At 74.3% G+C, this 17404-nt stretch carries 19 protein-coding genes; 6 read left to right on the top strand and 13 right to left on the bottom strand.

The annotated features are described in order from the left end of the window. The first annotated feature begins 63 nt into the window (after window positions 1-63). Window positions 64-561, top strand: coding sequence for an NUDIX domain-containing protein (locus ABRQ22_RS01845; protein WP_253053928.1), 498 nt, complete (start codon window positions 64-66; stop codon window positions 559-561). Here the strand turns inward: ABRQ22_RS01845 and ABRQ22_RS01840 are convergent. Both ABRQ22_RS01840 and ABRQ22_RS01835 read right to left on the bottom strand, forming a co-directional pair. Then, the gene (locus ABRQ22_RS01840; protein WP_353708372.1) at window positions 535-2103 is read right to left on the bottom strand and encodes a SpoIIE family protein phosphatase; all 1569 of its coding nucleotides are present in this window, start codon (window positions 2101-2103) and stop codon (window positions 535-537) included. The two genes, ABRQ22_RS01845 and ABRQ22_RS01840, sit on opposite strands and share 27 nt — an antisense overlap. Beyond that, window positions 2103-2903: an alpha/beta hydrolase gene (locus tag ABRQ22_RS01835; RefSeq protein WP_308202330.1), complete on the bottom strand. Its 801-nt coding sequence runs from the start codon at window positions 2901-2903 to the stop codon at window positions 2103-2105. Before ABRQ22_RS01835 ends, ABRQ22_RS01840 begins: the two co-directional genes overlap by 1 nt. Before the next feature lie 113 nt (window positions 2904-3016). Between ABRQ22_RS01835 and ABRQ22_RS01830 the strand changes: the two genes are divergently transcribed. Together ABRQ22_RS01830 and ABRQ22_RS01825 are read left to right on the top strand one after the other, a co-directional pair. Next, window positions 3017-3475, top strand: coding sequence for an Rrf2 family transcriptional regulator (locus ABRQ22_RS01830; protein ID WP_047232267.1), 459 nt, complete (start codon window positions 3017-3019; stop codon window positions 3473-3475). Window positions 3476-3804: 329 nt separating this feature from the next. After that, on the top strand, window positions 3805-4764 hold the full coding sequence (locus tag ABRQ22_RS01825; protein WP_353708371.1) for a sulfite exporter TauE/SafE family protein: 960 nt from the start codon (window positions 3805-3807) through the stop codon (window positions 4762-4764). Window positions 4765-4775: 11 nt separating this feature from the next. Here ABRQ22_RS01825 and ABRQ22_RS01820 read toward each other — a convergent pair whose 3' ends face one another. After that, window positions 4776-5510 carry a glutamine amidotransferase gene (locus tag ABRQ22_RS01820; protein WP_253053936.1) on the bottom strand — a complete coding sequence of 245 codons (735 nt, stop codon included), beginning with the start codon at window positions 5508-5510 and terminating at the stop codon, window positions 4776-4778. 245 nt (window positions 5511-5755) lie between these two features. Then, entirely contained in the window at window positions 5756-6331 is a 576-nt protein-coding gene (locus tag ABRQ22_RS01815) for a dihydrofolate reductase family protein (RefSeq protein ID WP_253053938.1), read from the bottom strand. A gap of 109 nt (window positions 6332-6440) precedes the next feature. Between ABRQ22_RS01815 and ABRQ22_RS01810 the strand changes: the two genes are divergently transcribed. Continuing rightward, window positions 6441-7331 carry a LysR family transcriptional regulator gene (locus ABRQ22_RS01810; protein WP_353708370.1) on the top strand — a complete coding sequence of 297 codons (891 nt, stop codon included), beginning with the start codon at window positions 6441-6443 and terminating at the stop codon, window positions 7329-7331. 3 nt (window positions 7332-7334) lie between these two features. Here the strand turns inward: ABRQ22_RS01810 and ABRQ22_RS01805 are convergent, their stop codons facing one another. The 5 genes from ABRQ22_RS01805 to ABRQ22_RS01785 all read right to left on the bottom strand — a co-directional run bounded on the left by ABRQ22_RS01805 (window position 7335) and on the right by ABRQ22_RS01785 (window position 11517). Continuing rightward, on the bottom strand, window positions 7335-8141 hold the full coding sequence (locus ABRQ22_RS01805; protein WP_353708369.1) for an ABC transporter permease: 807 nt from the start codon (window positions 8139-8141) through the stop codon (window positions 7335-7337). Next, the gene (locus tag ABRQ22_RS01800; protein WP_353708368.1) at window positions 8138-9202 is read right to left on the bottom strand and encodes an ABC transporter ATP-binding protein; all 1065 of its coding nucleotides are present in this window, start codon (window positions 9200-9202) and stop codon (window positions 8138-8140) included. Before ABRQ22_RS01800 ends, ABRQ22_RS01805 begins: the two co-directional genes overlap by 4 nt. A 97-nt stretch (window positions 9203-9299) precedes the next feature. Next, window positions 9300-10091, bottom strand: coding sequence for a hypothetical protein (locus ABRQ22_RS01795; protein WP_353708367.1), 792 nt, complete (start codon window positions 10089-10091; stop codon window positions 9300-9302). After that, window positions 10088-11092, bottom strand: coding sequence for an ABC transporter ATP-binding protein (locus tag ABRQ22_RS01790; protein ID WP_353708366.1), 1005 nt, complete (start codon window positions 11090-11092; stop codon window positions 10088-10090). Before ABRQ22_RS01790 ends, ABRQ22_RS01795 begins: the two co-directional genes overlap by 4 nt. A gap of 5 nt (window positions 11093-11097) precedes the next feature. Further along, window positions 11098-11517 (bottom strand): GntR family transcriptional regulator, encoded by a 420-nt coding sequence (locus ABRQ22_RS01785; protein ID WP_253053950.1) that lies wholly within the window; start codon window positions 11515-11517, stop codon window positions 11098-11100. Between the two features lie 244 nt (window positions 11518-11761). On the opposite strand from ABRQ22_RS01785, the gene ABRQ22_RS01780 reads away from it, so the two are divergent. Next, on the top strand, window positions 11762-12439 hold the full coding sequence (locus ABRQ22_RS01780; protein ID WP_353708365.1) for a hypothetical protein: 678 nt from the start codon (window positions 11762-11764) through the stop codon (window positions 12437-12439). A 124-nt stretch (window positions 12440-12563) separates the two neighbouring features. Then, window positions 12564-12971, top strand: coding sequence for a VOC family protein (locus ABRQ22_RS01775; protein WP_253053954.1), 408 nt, complete (start codon window positions 12564-12566; stop codon window positions 12969-12971). 92 nt (window positions 12972-13063) lie between these two features. Here ABRQ22_RS01775 and ABRQ22_RS01770 read toward each other — a convergent pair whose 3' ends face one another. The 4 genes from ABRQ22_RS01770 to ABRQ22_RS01755 form a co-directional block, all read right to left on the bottom strand. Continuing rightward, entirely contained in the window at window positions 13064-14182 is a 1119-nt protein-coding gene (locus ABRQ22_RS01770; RefSeq protein WP_353708364.1) for an aspartate-semialdehyde dehydrogenase, read from the bottom strand. Window positions 14183-14196: 14 nt separating this feature from the next. After that, the gene (locus ABRQ22_RS01765) at window positions 14197-15519 is read right to left on the bottom strand and encodes an aspartate kinase (RefSeq protein ID WP_253053958.1); all 1323 of its coding nucleotides are present in this window, start codon (window positions 15517-15519) and stop codon (window positions 14197-14199) included. A gap of 133 nt (window positions 15520-15652) precedes the next feature. Then, the gene (locus tag ABRQ22_RS01760) at window positions 15653-16540 is read right to left on the bottom strand and encodes a formate/nitrite transporter family protein (RefSeq protein WP_353708363.1); all 888 of its coding nucleotides are present in this window, start codon (window positions 16538-16540) and stop codon (window positions 15653-15655) included. Window positions 16541-16652: 112 nt separating this feature from the next. Further along, window positions 16653-17363, bottom strand: a complete 711-nt coding sequence (locus ABRQ22_RS01755) for a TetR/AcrR family transcriptional regulator (RefSeq protein ID WP_353708362.1) — start codon at window positions 17361-17363, stop codon at window positions 16653-16655. Between the last annotated feature and the right edge of the window lie 41 nt (window positions 17364-17404).

Raw genomic sequence — 17404 nt, 5'->3', positions numbered from 1 at the left:
GTCCGGTCGGCGCGTCTCACGAGCCGGTCGGCCCGGACCGGCGCGCCCGCCTAGGCTCGGGGCATGCCGATCCCCGAGTTCGTCGCCGCCCTGCGGTCCCGCGTCGGGACCGACCTCCTGTGGATGCCGGGGGTGTCGGCTGTCGTGGTGGACGACGACGGCCGCCTGCTGCTCGGACAGCGCGCCGACACCGGGCAGTGGGCCGTCATCAGCGGGATCCTCGAGCCCGGCGAGGACCCCGCGGTGGGGCTCGCGCGCGAGGTGCGCGAGGAGACGGGCGTCGAGGTCGTCGTGGACGCGCTCGTCGCGGTGACCGTCACCGAGCCGGTCGAGTACCCCAACGGCGACCGCTCGCAGTACCTCGACCTCGCGTTCCTGTGCCGGCCCGTGTCCCCTGCCGCCGCCGCGGCGGCGCACGTCGCGGACGACGAGTCGCTCGCGGTCGCGTGGTTCGCCCCGGACGACCTGCCCGACGACCTCGCCCGCTCCACGGTCGAGCGCCTCGGCCACGCGCTCGGCCGGCTCGCGGACCCCTCAGCCGGCCCCTTCTTCGTCCGCTGACGCGACGCGCGACGGCTCCGTCGCGGGCTGCTCGTCCGACGCCTCCGGGCCGAGCCAGCGCACCGCGAGCAGGCACGCGTCGTCGTCCTCCGGCGCGCGCGCGACGACCGCCTCCAGCAGCTCCGTCCCGCTCAGCCCGGCCCCGAGCGCGTTCGTGACGATCTCCGCGAGCTCGTCGAGCGCGAGCGCGAGCGGCCGGTCGCGGCGCTCGACGACGCCGTCGGTGAAGAGGAGCAGCAGGTCGCCCGGGGCGAGCGCGACCGTGTCGGCGACGCGCGGCGTCGTGCCCCGGACGCCCAACGGGGTGGACCGCGCCTCCCACAGGTAGCCCGCGGACCCGTCCGCGCGCACGAGCAGCGGCGGCAGGTGCCCGGCGCACGCGTAGCGCAGCACCCCCTCCACCAGCTCGAGCTCCCCGTACACGAGGCTCGCCATGAACCCCGTCCCGGTCCGGTCCACGAAGCGGTCGAGCCGCTCGACCACCTCCTCCGGCGGCAGCCCGGTGTCCGACGCCGCGCGGACCGCCGTCCGCAGCTGCCCCATCGCGGTCGCGGCCTTGAGCCCGCGCCCCACCACGTCCCCGACCGAGAGCGCGACGACGTCCGGGGCCACGCGGAACGTGTCGTACCAGTCGCCGCCGACCTGCAGGTCGTGCACACCGGGTCGGTAGCAGGCCGCGATCTCCACGTGCGGGTCGGCGACGATCCCGTCCGACAGCATCGCGCCCTGCAGCTCGCTCGCGACCGACACGCTCTGCTCGTGGGTCGTGGCCCGTGCCAGCGCGAGCGCCGCGAGCTGCCCGGCCGCGGCGGCCGTGCCGAGGTCGACCGGTTCCGAGCCCGCCGCCCGGCGCGGCTCCAGCGCGAGGACGCCGAGCAGCGCCCCCGCCGTGCGCAGCGGGACGACGACGGTCCCGTCCGCGCGCACGCCCGCCTCGGCCAGCTCCTCGATCGTCGGGGCGGTCACGCCCGCCGCGCCGCCCCAGCGGCGCAGCGGGCCGCCTTCCTGCGGCGTCCACAGGGCGGCGTCGCCCGCCCCGAGCATCGTCACCGCGGCCCGGAGCAGGACCCACGCGACGCCGTCGAGACCGGCGACGCTCGCCAGGTCGGCGGCGATCCCGTGCAGCAGCCGCACGCGCCGCTCCGCCTCCTCCGCGGCGCGTCGGGCACCCACCAGCTCGTGCTCGAACCGGGACCGCTCGCGCGCCCCCAGCATCGCGACCTCGACGAGCCGCTCGCCGCGGACCTCGCGCCCGATCGCCGTGAGGAGCACCGGCTCGCGCCCGCGCGGCGTCCGCAGCTCCACCGCGACCTCGTCGACCCGCCCCTCGATGTGCAGGCGCGGACCGAGGTGGGTCTCCCAGTAGATGCGGCCGCCCACCGTCAGCAGGTCCGCGAGCCGGCGCCCGGCGACCGCCTCCACGTCGGGCACGTCCAGCAGGCGCAGGAACTCGTCGTTCCCGTCGAGCACCCGCCCCTCCGCGTCGAGGAGCAGGAGCGCGACGGGCGCGAGCACCCAGCGCTCGCCGCGCGACATCACCATCAGGAGTCCCCGAGCCAGTGGCGCATCGCCTCGACGAGGAGCGCCGGGTGCGACAGGTTCGGGCAGTGCCCGACCGAGTCGATGACGACCAGCTCGCTCCCCGCCAGGTGCTCGTGCACGTACCGCCCCACCGTCTGCGGGGCGATGACGTCCTCCCGGCTCTGCACGACGAGGGCCGGGGTCCGCACGCGCGCCAGGTCCGCCCTGTTGTCTCCGAGGAACGTCACGCGCGCGAACTGCCGGGCGATCGCCGGGTCGTTGCGCCGGAAGACCTCCGCGAGCTCGTCCCCCAGCGCCGGGCGGTCGGGATTCCCGACGATCACCGGCGCCATCGCCTGCGTCCAGCCCAGGTAGTTCGCGTCCATCGTCTCGAGCAGCTCGTCGATCTCCTCCGCCGAGAACCCGCCGCGGTACCCCTCGTCGTCGACGTACCGGGGGCTCGGCCCGACAAGCACCAGGCGGTCGACGAGGTCGGGCCGGTCCGCCGCCGCGAGGAGCGCGATCACCGCGCTCACCGAATGACCCACGAGGATCACCGGCTCGTCCGCGACGTCCTCCACGACCTCGATCATGTCCGCGACGTAGCCCCCCAGCTCCGCGTGCCGCGCGGGGTCGTACGCGGCCGGGTGGGACGCGCCGCAACCCGAGTGGTCGAACAGCACCACCCGGTGGTCCGCCGCGAAGACGGGCGCGACGAAGCGCCACATCGACTGGTCGCAACCGAAGCCGTGCGCGAAGACCATCGTCGGGCCATCCCGCGGTCCCATGACCCGCACGTTGTTGCGTTCGCGCACGTCCACGGGTCACAGCGTAGGGGGAACCCGATCCGGTGAGCAGGGCCCACGCGGGTGAGATCGCGCCCGGAGGCGCCCCGCACGGCGGTCCGCGACCGTGCGCACGGCACAATGGCCCCATGCGTGTCTCGGCGAAGGCTGACTATGCGGTGCGGGCGTGCGCCGAGCTCGCGGCGTCCCCCCACGGCGACCCCGTGCGGGCGGAGGACCTCGCGGCCGGCCAGGGCCTGCCGGTCTCCTTCCTCGAACGGATCCTCGGCGACCTGCGCCGCGCCGGCATCGTCGCGAGCGTCCGCGGCCGCTCCGGCGGCCACCGCCTCGCGCGCCCCGCGTCCGAGGTGACCCTCGCCGACGTCTTCCGCGCCGTCGACGGACCGCTCGTCACCGTGCGCGACGAGCGCCCCCCGAGCCTCGAGTACGAGGGCTCCGCGGCCGCTCTCCTCGAGGTCTGGGTCGCCCTCCGCGCGAGCGTCCGCGACGTGCTCGACCGCGTGACGATCGACGACGTCGTCCGCCGTGACCTCCCCGACGACGTCCACGCCCTCGCCGCCCGCGCCGACGCCTGGGAGAACCCCTGACCCGCTGAGCCCGCGGTCGGGCGCTCCGCTGGGTCGGGTCCGCGGTGGGGTCGGACCGTGCGCCGTCGTGCCGCCCGGTGCTGGGTGGGGCCCGGCCGAGATGCGAGAAGTGGCCGCTCCGGGCCTCGTTCTCGGGGCCATTTCTCGCTTCTCGTCACCACGCGGCGCGTGGTGGCGCGTGGCGACATCGGCTGTGGGGCGGTAGATCGAGACGCGCCCGTTAACACTGGCCCACGATGTGGTCGGCGCTTCACATACTGGACTCGTTCGGTCAACCTTGTCGGGACACGTCGGGGCTGCCCCGGCCCACCCCGAGCACGGAGGACGCGGTGCGGACCCTCATCCTGCTGGCCCTCGTGGGCCTCGGTGCGCAGCTCGTCGACGGCAGCCTCGGCATGGCGTACGGCGTGACCTCGACGACGCTCCTGCTCGCGATCGGGACGAACCCCGCGGCGGCGTCGGCGACGATCCACCTCGCGGAGATCGGGACGACCCTCGCGTCGGGTGCGGCGCACTGGCGGTTCGGGAACGTGGACTGGAAGGTCGTCGTGCGGATCGGCGTCCCGGGCGCGATCGGCGCGTTCGCAGGCGCGACGTTCCTGTCGAACCTGTCGACCGAGCTCGCCGCGCCGGTCATGTCGCTGCTCCTCCTGGCGCTCGGCGTGTACGTGCTGTCGCGGTTCACGTTCGTGGGGCTGCCGAAGGGCCGGCAGGGCCTCCCGCTGCGCAAGCGGTTCCTCGCGCCGCTCGGCCTGGTCGCCGGCTTCGTCGACGCGACGGGCGGCGGTGGCTGGGGACCCGTGGGGACGCCGGCGCTGCTCGCGTCGGGCCGGATCGAGCCGCGCAAGGTCATCGGGTCGATCGACACGAGCGAGTTCCTCGTCGCGGTCGCCGCGTCCCTCGGCTTCCTGTTCTCGCTCGGCAGGCAGGGGATCGACCTGCTGTGGGTCGGCGCGCTGCTGCTCGGCGGCCTGGTCGCGGCGCCGATCGCGGCCTGGCTGGTGCGGCTGCTGCCGCCCCGGATCCTGGGCTCCGCGGTGGGCGGCGTCATCGTCCTCACCAACGTCCGCACGCTGCTGCGCTCGGACTGGGTCGACGCGAGCGGTGCGGTCCAGGGCGTCGTGCTCGGCGTCGTCGCCGTCGTGTGGGCCGCAGCCGTCGCGTGGTCGGTCCGGGCGCACCGCCGCGCCGTCGCCCTCGAGGCCGCCGAGCCGCTCGAGGTCGGCGAGCCGCCCGCGAACGCGGCGGCCGCCGCTCCCGAGCTGCAGTCGGCGCCCGCTTCCCGCTGACCGCGTGCTCGTCAGTCGCGCGCGTAGCGGCGGACGAACGCGGCGAGGATGCGGTGCGGCGCCCAGACGTCGCCGCGGCGGACGGTCGCCTCGACGTCGCCCGCCGCCTCGGGCGCGAAGTACCCGTAGTCGCGGTAGACGCCGATGCGCGTGAGGATGCCGTCCAGGTCGAGCTCGGGGTGGAACTGCGTCGCGTAGAGGTTCTCCTTGACCCGGAACATCTGGACCGGGCAGGCGTCCGACGTCGCGAGCAGCACCGCGTGCGACGGCAGCCGGGTCACGGCCTCCTTGTGCCCGACGTACGCCTCGAACGCGTCGGGCAGGTCGGCGAGGAGCGGGTCGGCCCGGCCCTCCGGCGTGAGTCGGATCGTCACGGGCGAGATGGGCTCGGCGAACGTGTCGTCGAGGACGGCGCCCTCGTGCAGCCCGAGCGTCCCGACGCCGTAGCACGCGCCGAGGAACGGGACGTCGCGCTCGACGATCTCGTCCAGGAGCGGCGCGAGGTCGCGCTCGACGCGACGCTGGGTCGGCGACTTGTCCTTCTCGGGCAGGGACGAGTCGAACGGGCTGCCGCCGACGATCACCCCCGAGTAGTCGCCGAGGTCGATCGCCGGCAGCGGTCCGGCCTCCATGCGCACGCGGTGCAGCGCACCGGCGTCCAGCCCGGAGTACCGGAGCACCGCCGCGTGCTCCCCGTCGGCGGCGGGGTCCTCCGCGCGCGACGCGAGCAGCAGGAACGGCCTCATGCCGGCCACGCTAGGTGCGTCCTCGCAGCCTCGCCCGGGGTGGGCACGCGGGTCGCGGTCGGACCGGGCCGTGCCGGACCGGGGCGCGGTCGGGATCGTCGAGCGCGCCGTCGAGGGCCGCGGCGGCGTCCCCGCCCCGACGGCGCGCACGACGGCGGCAGCGCGGCCGCAGCAGGCGGACGGTCACGACGGCGCGGGCCGTGAGGATCGACGCACGGTGCCGGAGCACGCGTGCGGGGGCGCGCTCAGGCACGGTCGTACGTGAGGACGGCGTTGCCGCCGTCGAACGTGGCGACGTCGGTCAGGTCGTAGGTCGTGGGCCGGAACGCGGTACCACCGAACGCGCTCCGACCGGCACCGGCCACGACGGGGTAGAGCTTGACGACGAGCCGGTCGATCTCGCCGCGGAGCGCGCCCGCGAGGACGCCGCCGCCCGCGAGGTAGATGTCGAACGGGGAGTCCTCGGCCTTGAGCGCTCGCACGAGCCCGACCGGGTCGTCGCGCACGATCGTCACCGCCGGGTCGAGCTCGGGCTGCGACGTCGAGACGACGTACTGGCGCAGGTGCGCGTACGGGCTCGTGATCCCCAGCCGGAGCGCGGGCTCGTACGTCCGCCTGCCCATGACGATCGTGTCGAACGTGCGGTGGGGGGCGTCGTCGACCCCGAGCTGGCGGCGCCCGTGCGTGGGCAGGACGTCGGGGAACGTGTCGATCATGCGCGCGCTGTACGCGTCGGAGGAGGGATAGAAGTCGACCTCGTCGTCCGGGCCCGAGAGGAAGCCGTCGATCGACAGGGCGACGAAGTAGGTGAGTCGTCTCATGGTTCCAACCTCGGATTCCACCGATTCGTCATCAATGACGCATGCTGGGTGGATCGTTCACCCCGTGTGAACGGTGCACGGCGACGGAGACGGAGGCAGAGGTGGCCGCGTGGAGCTGAGGGACATCGAGATCTTCCTGACGCTCGCCGACGAGCTCCACTTCGGGCGCACCGCCGAGCGGCTCCACGTCTCCCCCGCGCGCGTGAGCCAGGCGATCAGCCGCCAGGAGCGCCGCATGGGCACGACCTTGTTCGAGCGCACGAGCCGACGCGTCGAGCTCACTCCGGTCGGCGCCCGCCTGCGCGACGACCTGCGCCAGGGCTACGAGCTCATCCAGTCCGGGATCGCGGCGGCCAGCCGCACGGGAGAGCGGCCGGCCGGCGTGCTGCGCGTCGCCGCGATGGGCATCGTCGGCCACGAGCTGCAGCCGGTGGTCGACGCGTTCGGGGAGCGACACCCGGGGTGCTCGGTGGAGCGCCGCGAGTTCCACTTCTCGGACCCCTTCGGGGCGCTGCGCGAAGGCGAGGCGGACCTGCAGGTGACGTGGTCCCCGGTCCGCGAGCCCGACGTCGTCGTGGGGCCGCGCGTGCTCACGGAGGGACGCGTCCTCGCCGTCGCGGCGGGGCACCCGCTCGCGGGCGAGGACGCGGTGTCCCTCGAGGTCCTCGGCGACCACGCGGTGCTCGACCTCGGGACCGGCGTCCCCACGTACTGGGAGGAGGCCATGGTGCCCCGCCGGACGCCGTCGGGCCGCCCGGTGCTGCGCGGGCCGGTCGCGCGCACGTTCCACGAGGTGCTGACCGTGGTCGCCTCGGGCGAGGCGGTCACCCCGCTCAACGCGCACGTCCGGCGGTACTACACGCACCCGGGGGTCGTGTACGTGCCGATCGTCGACGTCCCCGACACCGAGTGGGTGCTCGTCTGGCTGCGCGACCGGGAGACCACCGAGGTCCGCGCCTTCGCCGAGACCGCCCGCGAGCTGGGCTCGCGGGCGATCTGAGGCTCAGCTCCAGCGGAAGAGCTTCACCGCGAGCGGGAGGAGCACGGCGGTCCACGCGACCATCACGACGAGCTGGAGCGTGGGGACCTCCGTCTCGAACCATCCCGCCGACATGGCCTGGGCGGCGGCCCCGAGCGGGGAGAACTGCCCGATGTCCCGCACGACCTCGGGCATGATCGGCCCCGGCGTCCACATGCCCGACAGGAAGAGCATCGGGAAGTAGACGAGGTTCCCGATCGCCGACGCGGTGCTCCCCTTGGCGGCGACCGCCGCGACGACCATGCCGAGCGAGAGCATGGACAGGACGGTGAGCACGAAGGCCAGCACGACCGTGAGCGGGCTGACGGGCGCGGCGAGGCCGAACACGACCTGGCCGACGACGAGCGCGAGCGCGGACGACACGGCGATCGCGCCGAGGTTGATGACGAGGTGGGCGACGACCACGCCCTGCGGGCGCATGGGGGTCGTCGACAGCCGGCGGAGCAGCCCCTTCTCGCGGGCGGTCGCGAAGGTCACGGGCATCGTCGTCAGCGCGGGCGTCGCCACCGCGGCGGCGAGGACGACCGGCAGGTAGGTCGCGATCGCCGTCAGTCCGTCCCAGGGCGCGCCCGCCCCCGTGATCGGCTCCCGCATGCCCGGGATGGCGAACCCGACGCCGACGAGCAGGACCGTGGGGAACGCGAGCGCGAAGAACACGGCCGCGCCGTCGCGCAGGAACAGTCGGGCCTCGGTCAGCAGGAGCGTCCTGAACCCTCGCCAGCCCGAGCGGGCGGCGGGGGCGTGGGGCAGGGTCGTCGTCGCGGCGGTCATCGTGCGGCTCCCTCGTGCAGGGCCGCGGTGTCCGCGGCGTGGTCGTAGGTCCGGCCGGTCACGGCGACGAAGACGTCCTCGATCGTCCGGGAGACGGTCCGGACGTCGTCGGGCACGACCTCCTGCTCGGCGAGCGCGAGCACGACGGCGAGCAGCACGCGGCGCGACCCGGTCACCACGATCTCGCGCGCGTCGACCTCGACGCGCTCGACGTCGGCGAGGCCGGCGAGCGTGTGGAGCGCCAGGTCGTGGTCGGCAGGCGGTACGCGCAGCCGGACCGTGCGCGACGTGTCGACGGAGTCGACGAGCTCCGCGGGCGTGCCCTGCGCGACCACGCGACCGCCGTCGATGATGACGAGCCGGTCGCACAGGCGCTCCGCCTCCTCCATGAAGTGCGTGACGAGCAGGATCGTCACGCCCCGGTCCCGCACGCGTTTCACGAGCTCCCACGTGGCGCGGCGCGCGGCCGGGTCGAGGCCCGTGGTCAGCTCGTCGAGGATCGCGACGCGCGGGTTGCCGACGAGCGCGAGCGCGATCGAGAGACGCTGCTTCTGCCCGCCCGAGAGCTTGCCGAACGCGACGCGCCGGTGCGCGGCGAGGTCGAGGAGGTCGAGCAGCTCCTCCACGTCCGACGGCGACGCGTAGAAGGACGCGAAGAGGCGCATCGCCTCCTCGACCGTGATCTTCTCGTGGAGCGCCGCCTCCTGGAGCTGGACCCCGACCGCGTCGCGCACGGCGGCCGGGTCCGTCTGCGGGTCGACGCCGAGCACGCGGACCGTCCCGCCGTCGGCCTCGCGCAGACCGGCGAGGCACTCGACGGTCGTCGTCTTCCCGGCGCCGTTGGGGCCGAGGATGCCGAAGATCTCGCCCGCCCGGACGGTGAGGCTCACGTCCTCGACGGCGACCGTGCGGGCGGCTGCGTCCCCGCGACCCCCCGGCCCGGGGTAGGTCTTGCGCAGGTTGCGGACCTCGACGACGGGCGACGCGCCCGCCGACGGTGCAGGGGTCGGGGCGGGCGACGCGACGGTCGCGCCGTCGGCGGGCGGTGGTGCGGGGCTCATGCTGACCTCCACGAGGGTGTGCGAGACCCACGCGCGGCGCAGGGCCGCTCGGTGGGCTCTCGGGGAACGGTGGGTGCGGTGGGTGCGGTGCGTCCGGTCAGCCGCTCGCGCTCGCGGCGAACTCGACCGGTCGGATCGCGACGCCCCGCAGGACGACGCGCAGGAGCAGTGCGGCGAGCGCCACTCCGACGGCCCCGCCGAGGACGGCGAGCCCGACGGGGGTGCCGTCGAGACCGACGACGCGCGCGAGCGCGTCACCGAAGAAGCCGGAGCGGAGGAAGACCTCGGCGACCACCACGGGGACGAGCGACGCCAGGACGAGGAGCACCCCGCGCAGGAACCCGAACCCGTAGAAGCCGGCCGCGACGACCATCCCGGCCAGGTAGTACACGACGCAGAAGATGCCCTCGACGAGGATCACGAGGCCCACCTGGGAGCCGTCGCCGTAGAGCTGCCCGAGCTCGGGCTCGGTCGCCCACCCCGCGTCCCGGAACAGCGACCACGCCCCCCACTTCACGAGCGCGCTCGCGACGCCGAACGTCAGGCCCGACACGACGGCGCCGATCCACAGCCCGTGCGTGTACGAGCGGCGCGTGCCGCCCGACGCGACGTGCACGGCGATCGTCATGAGGGGCAGGATGATGCCCATCACGAAGAGGAAGAACTTCGCCGAGCCGGCGACTCCCCCGACCGCCTCGATGCTGACGTCGTCGTTGCGGTGCATGATCCAGAGGATGAGCGCCCCGACCGCGAGCGCGATCGCCCAGAACCAGACCCCGACGTACCAGGTGCCGCCGATGAAGTACCGGGCGACCGCCTTGACGCCGCGCCGGTGGGCGGCGGACTCGACGGCCCGGCGCTCGGCGCTGCGGTGGGTCGTGGCGGTCATCGTGCCTCCTCCGTCGTGTCGGGCCGCGCCCCCACCTCGTCGCGCCCGGCACGGGTGAGGTGGACGAACAGGTCCTGGACCGGGACCGCGCCGACCTCCAGCCCGGCCTCCGCGGCGGCCGCCCGCTCGTCGTCGGCGAACGTGCCGAAGAGCGTCACCTGGGCCGTGCCGCCGAGCCGCTGGCGCGCGAGCACCTCGCGGCCCGCGGCGTGCCGCTCGACCACCTCCGCGGGGCCGGTGAGGCTCACGCCCCGGGCCCGGACGTCGTCGGCGTTCTCGGCGAGCAGGACACGCCCGCGGTCGATGATGACGACGTCCTCGAAGAGCCGCTCCACCTCGGAGATGAGGTGGCTCGACAGCAGGATCGTGCGCGGGTGCTCGGCGTAGTCCGCGACGAGCGCGTCGTAGAACGCGTACCGGCTCGGGGCGTCCATGCCGAGATAGACCTCGTCGAAGATCGTGAGCGGCGCGCGCGCCGCGAGGCCGATGACGGCGCCGAGCGCCGAGCGCTTGCCGCGCGACATCTCGCTCGGCTTCTTGCGGACGTCCACCTCGAGCTCGTCGAGCAGGCGCGCGGCGAGGTCGGCGTCCCAGTGCGGGCGCAGGTCCGCGTAGTACTCGAGCGTGTCGCGGGCCTTGTCGGTCTCCCACACGTCGCCGCTCTCCCGGACGAGCTGGGTGTGCACGGTCGCCCACACGTTCTCGAACGGGTCCTCGAGGTCGCCCGCCGGCCCGACCCGCACGGTCCCGGCCGTGGGCCGGCGGAAGGCTGCCAGCAGGGCCGCGAGCGTCGTCTTGCCCGCGCCGTTGCGGCCGAGCAGGCCCGTGATGACGCCCGGGCGGACCGTGAGCGTCGCGCGGTCCAGCGCGGGGACGCCGTCGCTGCGCGGGTAGCGCACGACGACGTCGCGCACCTCGGCCGCGAACGGCGCCGGGGCCGAGGTCGTGGTCCCGGCGGTCGGGTCCTGGTCGGTGGGGCGGCTGGTGGGCCGGGCGGTCACGGGTCTCACCTCGGGGCGGGGTCGGTGGTCGGGCCGGTGCTGGGGGCGCCGCCGGTGCCGGGTCCGGCGGGGCGCGGCCGGCCGAGGACGTAGTCCACGATCTCGGCCGTCGGGACGTCGAGGAGGTCGGCCTGGGCGAGCGCCGGCGCGAGGACCTCGTCGAAGAACCGGGCGCGGTGGTCGGCGAGCAGCCGCTCCCGCGCCCCGGGGGCGACGAACATGCCGAGACCGCGCCGCTTGTACAGGACGCCCTCGTCGACGAGCCCGGCGAACGCCTTCGCGGCCGTCGCCGGGTTGATGCGGAACGTCGTCGCGAACTGCGTGGTCGACATGACCTGCTCCTCCTCCGCGAGCTCGCCCGCGAGCACCTGCGCCCGGATCATCTGCGCGATCTGGAGGTAGATGGGTTCCGGTCCGTCGAACATGGGCCCCATCCTCTCCCGCCTCGCGCCTTCTGCGGTTCATTACTCAACTAATGAACCACAGATGTCGACGGTCCCGCAACCCCGTTTGCGCGAGGTAGAGCCCTGGTACGCCCAGGTAGAGACCTGGTCCCGCGAGATAGAGCCCTGGTCCCGCGAGGTAGAGGCCTGGTCTCGCGAGGTAGAGGGCTGGTCGTGCGAGGCGGCACCCTGGGAGTGACGACGGCTCTACCTCGCGGGAGGCGGTGTGGACGCAGCGTGCGAGCTCGCGGGCGGGACGCCCTGGGCCGAGCCGCTGAGCACGTGGACGAGCCTCGCGTTCGTCGTCGCGGGCGCGGCCGTCGTGGTGGCGGCGCTGCGCCCCCGCCCGGGTCCGTCGTCGGGCACGCCTCGGCCAGACGCCGCCGCGACCACGCGCCCGCGCGTCGCCTTCGGGATCCTGGTCGCTCTCATCGGGGCGGGGTCCGTGGTCCAGCACGGGCCGTCGCCCGCGTGGGACCCCGTCGCGCACGACCCGCCCCTGCTCGGCGCGCTCGCGCTCGTCGCGGCCGACGCCGTCGCGGACCTCGCGGGCCGCCGGCTGCGGACCTGGTGGTGGGTCGCCCCGACGCTGCTCGGGGTGGTGCTCGCCGCCGTGGCGCCCCCGTGGTCGACCACGGCCCAGGTGGTCGCGGCCGGCGTCGCCGTGGGCGCGAGCGTCCTGCGGGCGTGGCGTCGCCCCGCCGTCCGACGCCGCACCGTCACCGCGCTCGTGCTGCTCGCCGTGGGCGGCGGGGTCGGGACGCTCACTCGCCCCGGGTGGCCGCTGTGCGACGCGAGCGGACCCCTCGGCGTCACGCTCCAGGGTCACGCCGCCTGGCACGTGCTCGCCGCGGCTGCCCTCTGGGTGCTCGCGCCGACGCTGGGCACCCGCCGCACGCCCTGAGCGCGACGATCACCCGCTCCGGGCGGTACCCACGGCGGCCCGGCGGTGGGACCCTGGGAGGATCCGGCGTCCGCGGCGGGTCACGCCCTCCGGCCGCCGGCGGTCACGAAGGAGTGAGACGACGATGGTCACCATTCGGCGCGGGTTCTCCAGCTTCTCGGCGGACGACCTCGACGCGGCGCGCGATTTCTACGGAGGAACCCTCGGGCTCCCCGTCACGGCACTCGACGACGGGGGTGGTCTGGTGCTGCACCTCGGCGGCGGTTCGGACGTGTTCGTGTACCCGAAGGAGGACCATCGGCCGGCCGCCTTCACGGTCATGCACCTCACCGTCGACGACGTGGACCAGGTCGTCGACGAGCTCACCGCGAAGGGCGTGACGTTCGAGCGCTACGAAGGGTTCGACCAGGACGACAAGGGCATCGTGCGCGGCTTCATGGAGGGCGGCGACGGGGCCTGGTTCACCGACCCGGCCGGCAACATCGTCGGCCTCGCCGACGGCGAGAACATGGCACGCCTGGTCGGGGGCTGAGGCCCTGGACCTCCCACCACGACGTAGAGCCCTGGTCGATGACCAGGGCTCTACCTCGCGGTACCGGGGCTCTACCTCGCGGTACCGGGGCTCTACTTCGCGAGGGCGGGGGTGAACGCCGCGCGGACGGCGTCGAGGTCCTGGGCGACGAGTTCCGCGAGCTGCACCGCGTTGAGCGCGGCGCCCTTGCGGAGGTTGTCGTTCGACACGAAGAGCACGAGGCCGCGGCCGTCGGGGACGGACTGGTCGGTGCGGATGCGGCCGACGAACGACGGGTCCTTCCCGGCCGCCGCGAGCGGGTTCGGGACGTCGGCGAGCACGACGCCCGGCGCGGCGGCGAGGATCTCGCGCGCCCGGTCGGGCGTGATCGCGTTCCCGAACTCCGCGTGGATCGCGAGCGAGTGGCCGGTGAACACCGGGACGCGCACGCACGTGCCCGCGACGGCGAGCCCCGGCAGGCCGAGGATCTTGCGCGACTCGTTGCGGAGCTTCTTCTCCTCGTCCGTCTCCTCCTGCCCGTCGTCGACGATCGACCCGGCGATCGGGACGACGTTGAACGCGACGTTGCGCGGGAAGACCGCGGGCTCCGGGAAGGCGACCGCGCCGCCGTCGTGCACGAGCCCGACCAGGCCCGCGCCCGTGCCCTCCGCCGCGGCGCCCGCGACCGCCTGCGCGCGCAGCTCCTCCGCACCGGCGAGACCGGCGCCGGACACGGCCTGGTACGTCGCGACGATCAGGCGCTCCAGCCCGGCCTCGTCCGCGAGCGGCTTGAGCACCGGCATCGCGGCCATGGTCGTGCAGTTCGGGTTGGCGATGATCCCCTTGCGCGCCTCGCGCAGCGCGCCCGGGTTCACCTCGGACACGACGAGCGGGACGTCCGGGTCCATGCGCCACGCGGACGAGTTGTCGATCACGACGGCGCCCGCCTCGGCGAAGCGCTCGGCCTGCGCCTTCGAGGTCGCGCCGCCCGCGGAGAACAGGGCGACGTCGATCCCGCGCAGGTCGTCGGTCGACGTCGCGGCGACGTCCTCCACGACGACGTCGGTCCCGCGCCACGGGAGCGTCGACCCGGCGGAGCGTGCCGACGCGAAGTAGCGGATGCTCGCGACGGGCAGGTCGCGCTCGTCGAGGAGGCGGCGCATGACGGCGCCCACCTGGCCGGTCGCGCCGACGACGGCGACGTGCAGGCCCTGACGGTTCTCGGTGCTCATGGTTCCTCGTCCTCTCAGCGGCCGGTGCCGGCGTAGACGACGGCCTCGCCGTCGGCGGCGTCGAGCTCGAACGCGGTGTGCACGGCGCGCACCGCGTCGTCGAGCGAGTCCTCGCGGGTGACGACCGAGATGCGGATCTCCGAGGTCGAGATCATCTCGATGTTGATGCCCGCGTCGCGCAGCGCCCCGAAGAGCTTCGCGGAGACGCCCGGGTGCGACTTCATGCCCGCACCGACGAGCGAGAGCTTGCCGATCTGGTCGTCGAACTGCAGCGAGTCGAACCCGATCTCGCCCTGCAGCGCGGACAGCGCCGACATCGCGGCCGGCCCGTCGCCCTCCGGCAGCGAGAACGAGATGTCGGTCAGGCCCGTGCGGGCGGCCGACACGTTCTGCACGATCATGTCGATGTTCACGCCCGAGCCGGCGACGACCTCGAAGATGCGCGCGGCCGTCCCGGGGACGTCGGGCACCCCGACGACGGTGATCTTGGCCTCGCTGCGGTCGTGCGCGACGCCGGAGATGATCGGGTCTTCCATGACGGTCTCCTCGGGAAGGTCTGCAGAGCTGGGGGCGGCACCGACGGCGGGCTGCGGCGCGGAGTAGGCGTCCGCGCTGACGAACGTGCCGTCCTTGCCGCTGAACGACGAGCGCACGTGGATGGGCACGCCGTACCGGCGGCCGTACTCGACGCAGCGCAGCGCGAGGACCTTGGCCCCGCTCGCCGCCATCTCGAGCATCTCCTCGTACGTGATGCGGTCGATCTTGCGCGCGCTCGGGACGATGCGCGGGTCGGCCGTGAAGATGCCGTCCACGTCCGTGTAGATCTCGCACACGTCGGCGTCGAGGCCGGCGGCGAGCGCGACGGCGGTCGTGTCCGACCCGCCGCGGCCGAGCGTCGTCACGTCGTTCGTCGACTGCGTGACGCCCTGGAAGCCCGCGACGATCGCGACCTGGCCGCGCTCGATCGTCTCGCGGATGCGGTGCGGGACGACGTCGACGATGCGCGCCTTGCCGTGCACGGCGTCGGTGATGACGCCCGCCTGCTGTCCCGTGAAGGACTTCGCCTTGACGCCCAGGCTGTTGATCGCCATCGCGAGCAGCGACATCGAGATGCGCTCGCCCGCGGTGAGGAGGATGTCCATCTCGCGCTGCGGCGGGAGGGGGGTGACCTGCTGCGCGAGGTCGATGAGCTCGTCCGTCGTGTCGCCCATCGCCGAGACCACGACGACGACGTCGTGCCCGGCCCTCTTGGTCTGCGCGATGCGCTTGGCCACGCGCTTGATGCTCTCGGCGTCGGATACCGACGAACCGCCGTACTTCTGCACGACAAGTGCCACGTGCTGCTCCATCTGTCGCCGGCCTCCGTCTCTCTCAACGGCCCGCCGGGTGCTTGTGGGTCGATCGATGATACGCACGCGTCCCGCCGTCCGGCCAAGCCCGTCCCGCCATGCGGGCCCGGGCGGCGCGGCGTCAGCCCGCGCGGTGGCTCCGGTCGAGGGGCGCGGTCGCGCGCCGGATCGCCGGCATCGGGAGCACGACCGGTCCCGAGGTCGCGACCGTCGAGGGCGCACCCCGCCCGGCCTCTCGGGCCGGGCCGGCGACGACGACGTAGGCGAGGCCGACGACGAGGGCGCCGCCGACGAGGTTGCCGAGACCGACCCAGGCGATGTTGCGGGCGAAGTCGGCCCACGTCGTCGGGCCCAGGCCGCCGAGGAGGCCGAGCGAGAAGGTCGTCATGTTGGCGACCACGTGCTCGAAGCCGGAGGCGATGAACGCGAGGATCGCCCAGAACAGGACGATCGCCTGGCCCGCCTCGGAGCGCAGGCGACCGCAGGCCCAGATCGCGGCGCACACGAGGAGGTTGCACAGGACGCCGCGGAAGAAGAGCTCGCCGCCGGTCTCGTGGGCCTTCGCCCGCAGCATCGACGCGACCATCTCGCCCGCGGGCGCGTTGGAGTGCAGCACCCCGGCCTGCGTGACCGCGAACGCGAACAGCATCGAGCCGGCGAGGTTGCCGACGAGGCACAGCCCGAGCGTGAGGACGGCGTCACGCACCCGGACGGCGCGCGTCGCGACGCCCTGGGCGAGGATCATCATCGCTGAGGTCGCGAGCTCGGCCCCGGCGAACACGACGAGGGTCAGGGCCGCCGCGAACACGCCCCCGGCGACGAGCCGCTCCCCCGGAGACCCGGCCGCGAGGAAGGGCCCGGCGGTCGCGACCATGAGGACCACCCCGACGCCGATGTACGCGCCCGCGAGCATCGCGGCGACGAGGTAGCGCGCCGGGCGTCTCGCCGAGCCGACCTTCTTCCGGGCCGCCTCCGACTGGGTGGTCAACGCCTGGGCGAGGGTCTGCACGACCTCGATCCTCGCCGTCGCCCGCCGCGCCGACCAGGGCCTGTGGTCCGCGACCCCCCGGGACCGAAGGACCGCGGCCGCGGGACCGCCCGGAGCGCGACGCCGGCCGCCGTCAGGCGGTCGCCGCCTCCACGGGGAGGTCGACGTCCACGGCGTCCGCGGCGCCGCTCTCCGTCGTCGGCACCGGGACGGCCCCGAGCGGGGACGGGCGCGGGTCGAGCACCGCGGAGACGATCGCCTCGATGGCGAACTCGCTCGCCTCGCCGAGGTCGACCTGCGTGGGGTCGAGGAGCCACTGGACCTGGAGGCCGTCCATGACGGCGAGGATCGACGCCGACGCGTGCCGGACGCTCGCGGGGACCGCGACGCCCCGCTCCGCGCACAGCGCCTCGAACGCCTCCACGGCCTCGCTGCGCAGCGTGCGGTACCGGCCCTCGAAGAAGGCGCGCGCGGGGTGGTCGTCGGTCACGGACTCCGCGGAGAGCACGGCGTACGTCTGCACGATCCCGGCGCGCTGCGCGTTGAGGAACGCCGTGCGGACCAGGTGGCGGAACATGTCGATGCCGCCCGGGATGTGCTGCCCGTCGAGCCCGGCGACGTCGCTCTCGTCGCGGTAGCGCAGCACCTCGAGGAGGAGATGGTCCTTGGACCCGAAGTGGTGGAGGATCCCGGCGTGGGTCATGTCGACCTGCTCGGCGATCTCCGCCAGGGGGCCGTTGTGGTAGCCCTTGCTCCCGAAGGTCGCCATGGCGGCCTTGAGGATCTCCTCGCGGCGCCGGAGGGTCTCCTCCCGCACGCGGGGGCGCCGCCTGCTCGTGGTCATCGCCTCGTCACTTCCTCGTCGTGGTGCCCGGTGCGCCACGG

Origin of the sequence: Cellulosimicrobium sp. ES-005 (genome assembly GCF_040448685.1) — a bacterium.
Taxonomy (GTDB): domain Bacteria; phylum Actinomycetota; class Actinomycetes; order Actinomycetales; family Cellulomonadaceae; genus Cellulosimicrobium; species Cellulosimicrobium cellulans_G.
Note: the sequence above shows the minus strand (reverse complement) of the source record. Positions and strands in the feature narration are given on the sequence as shown.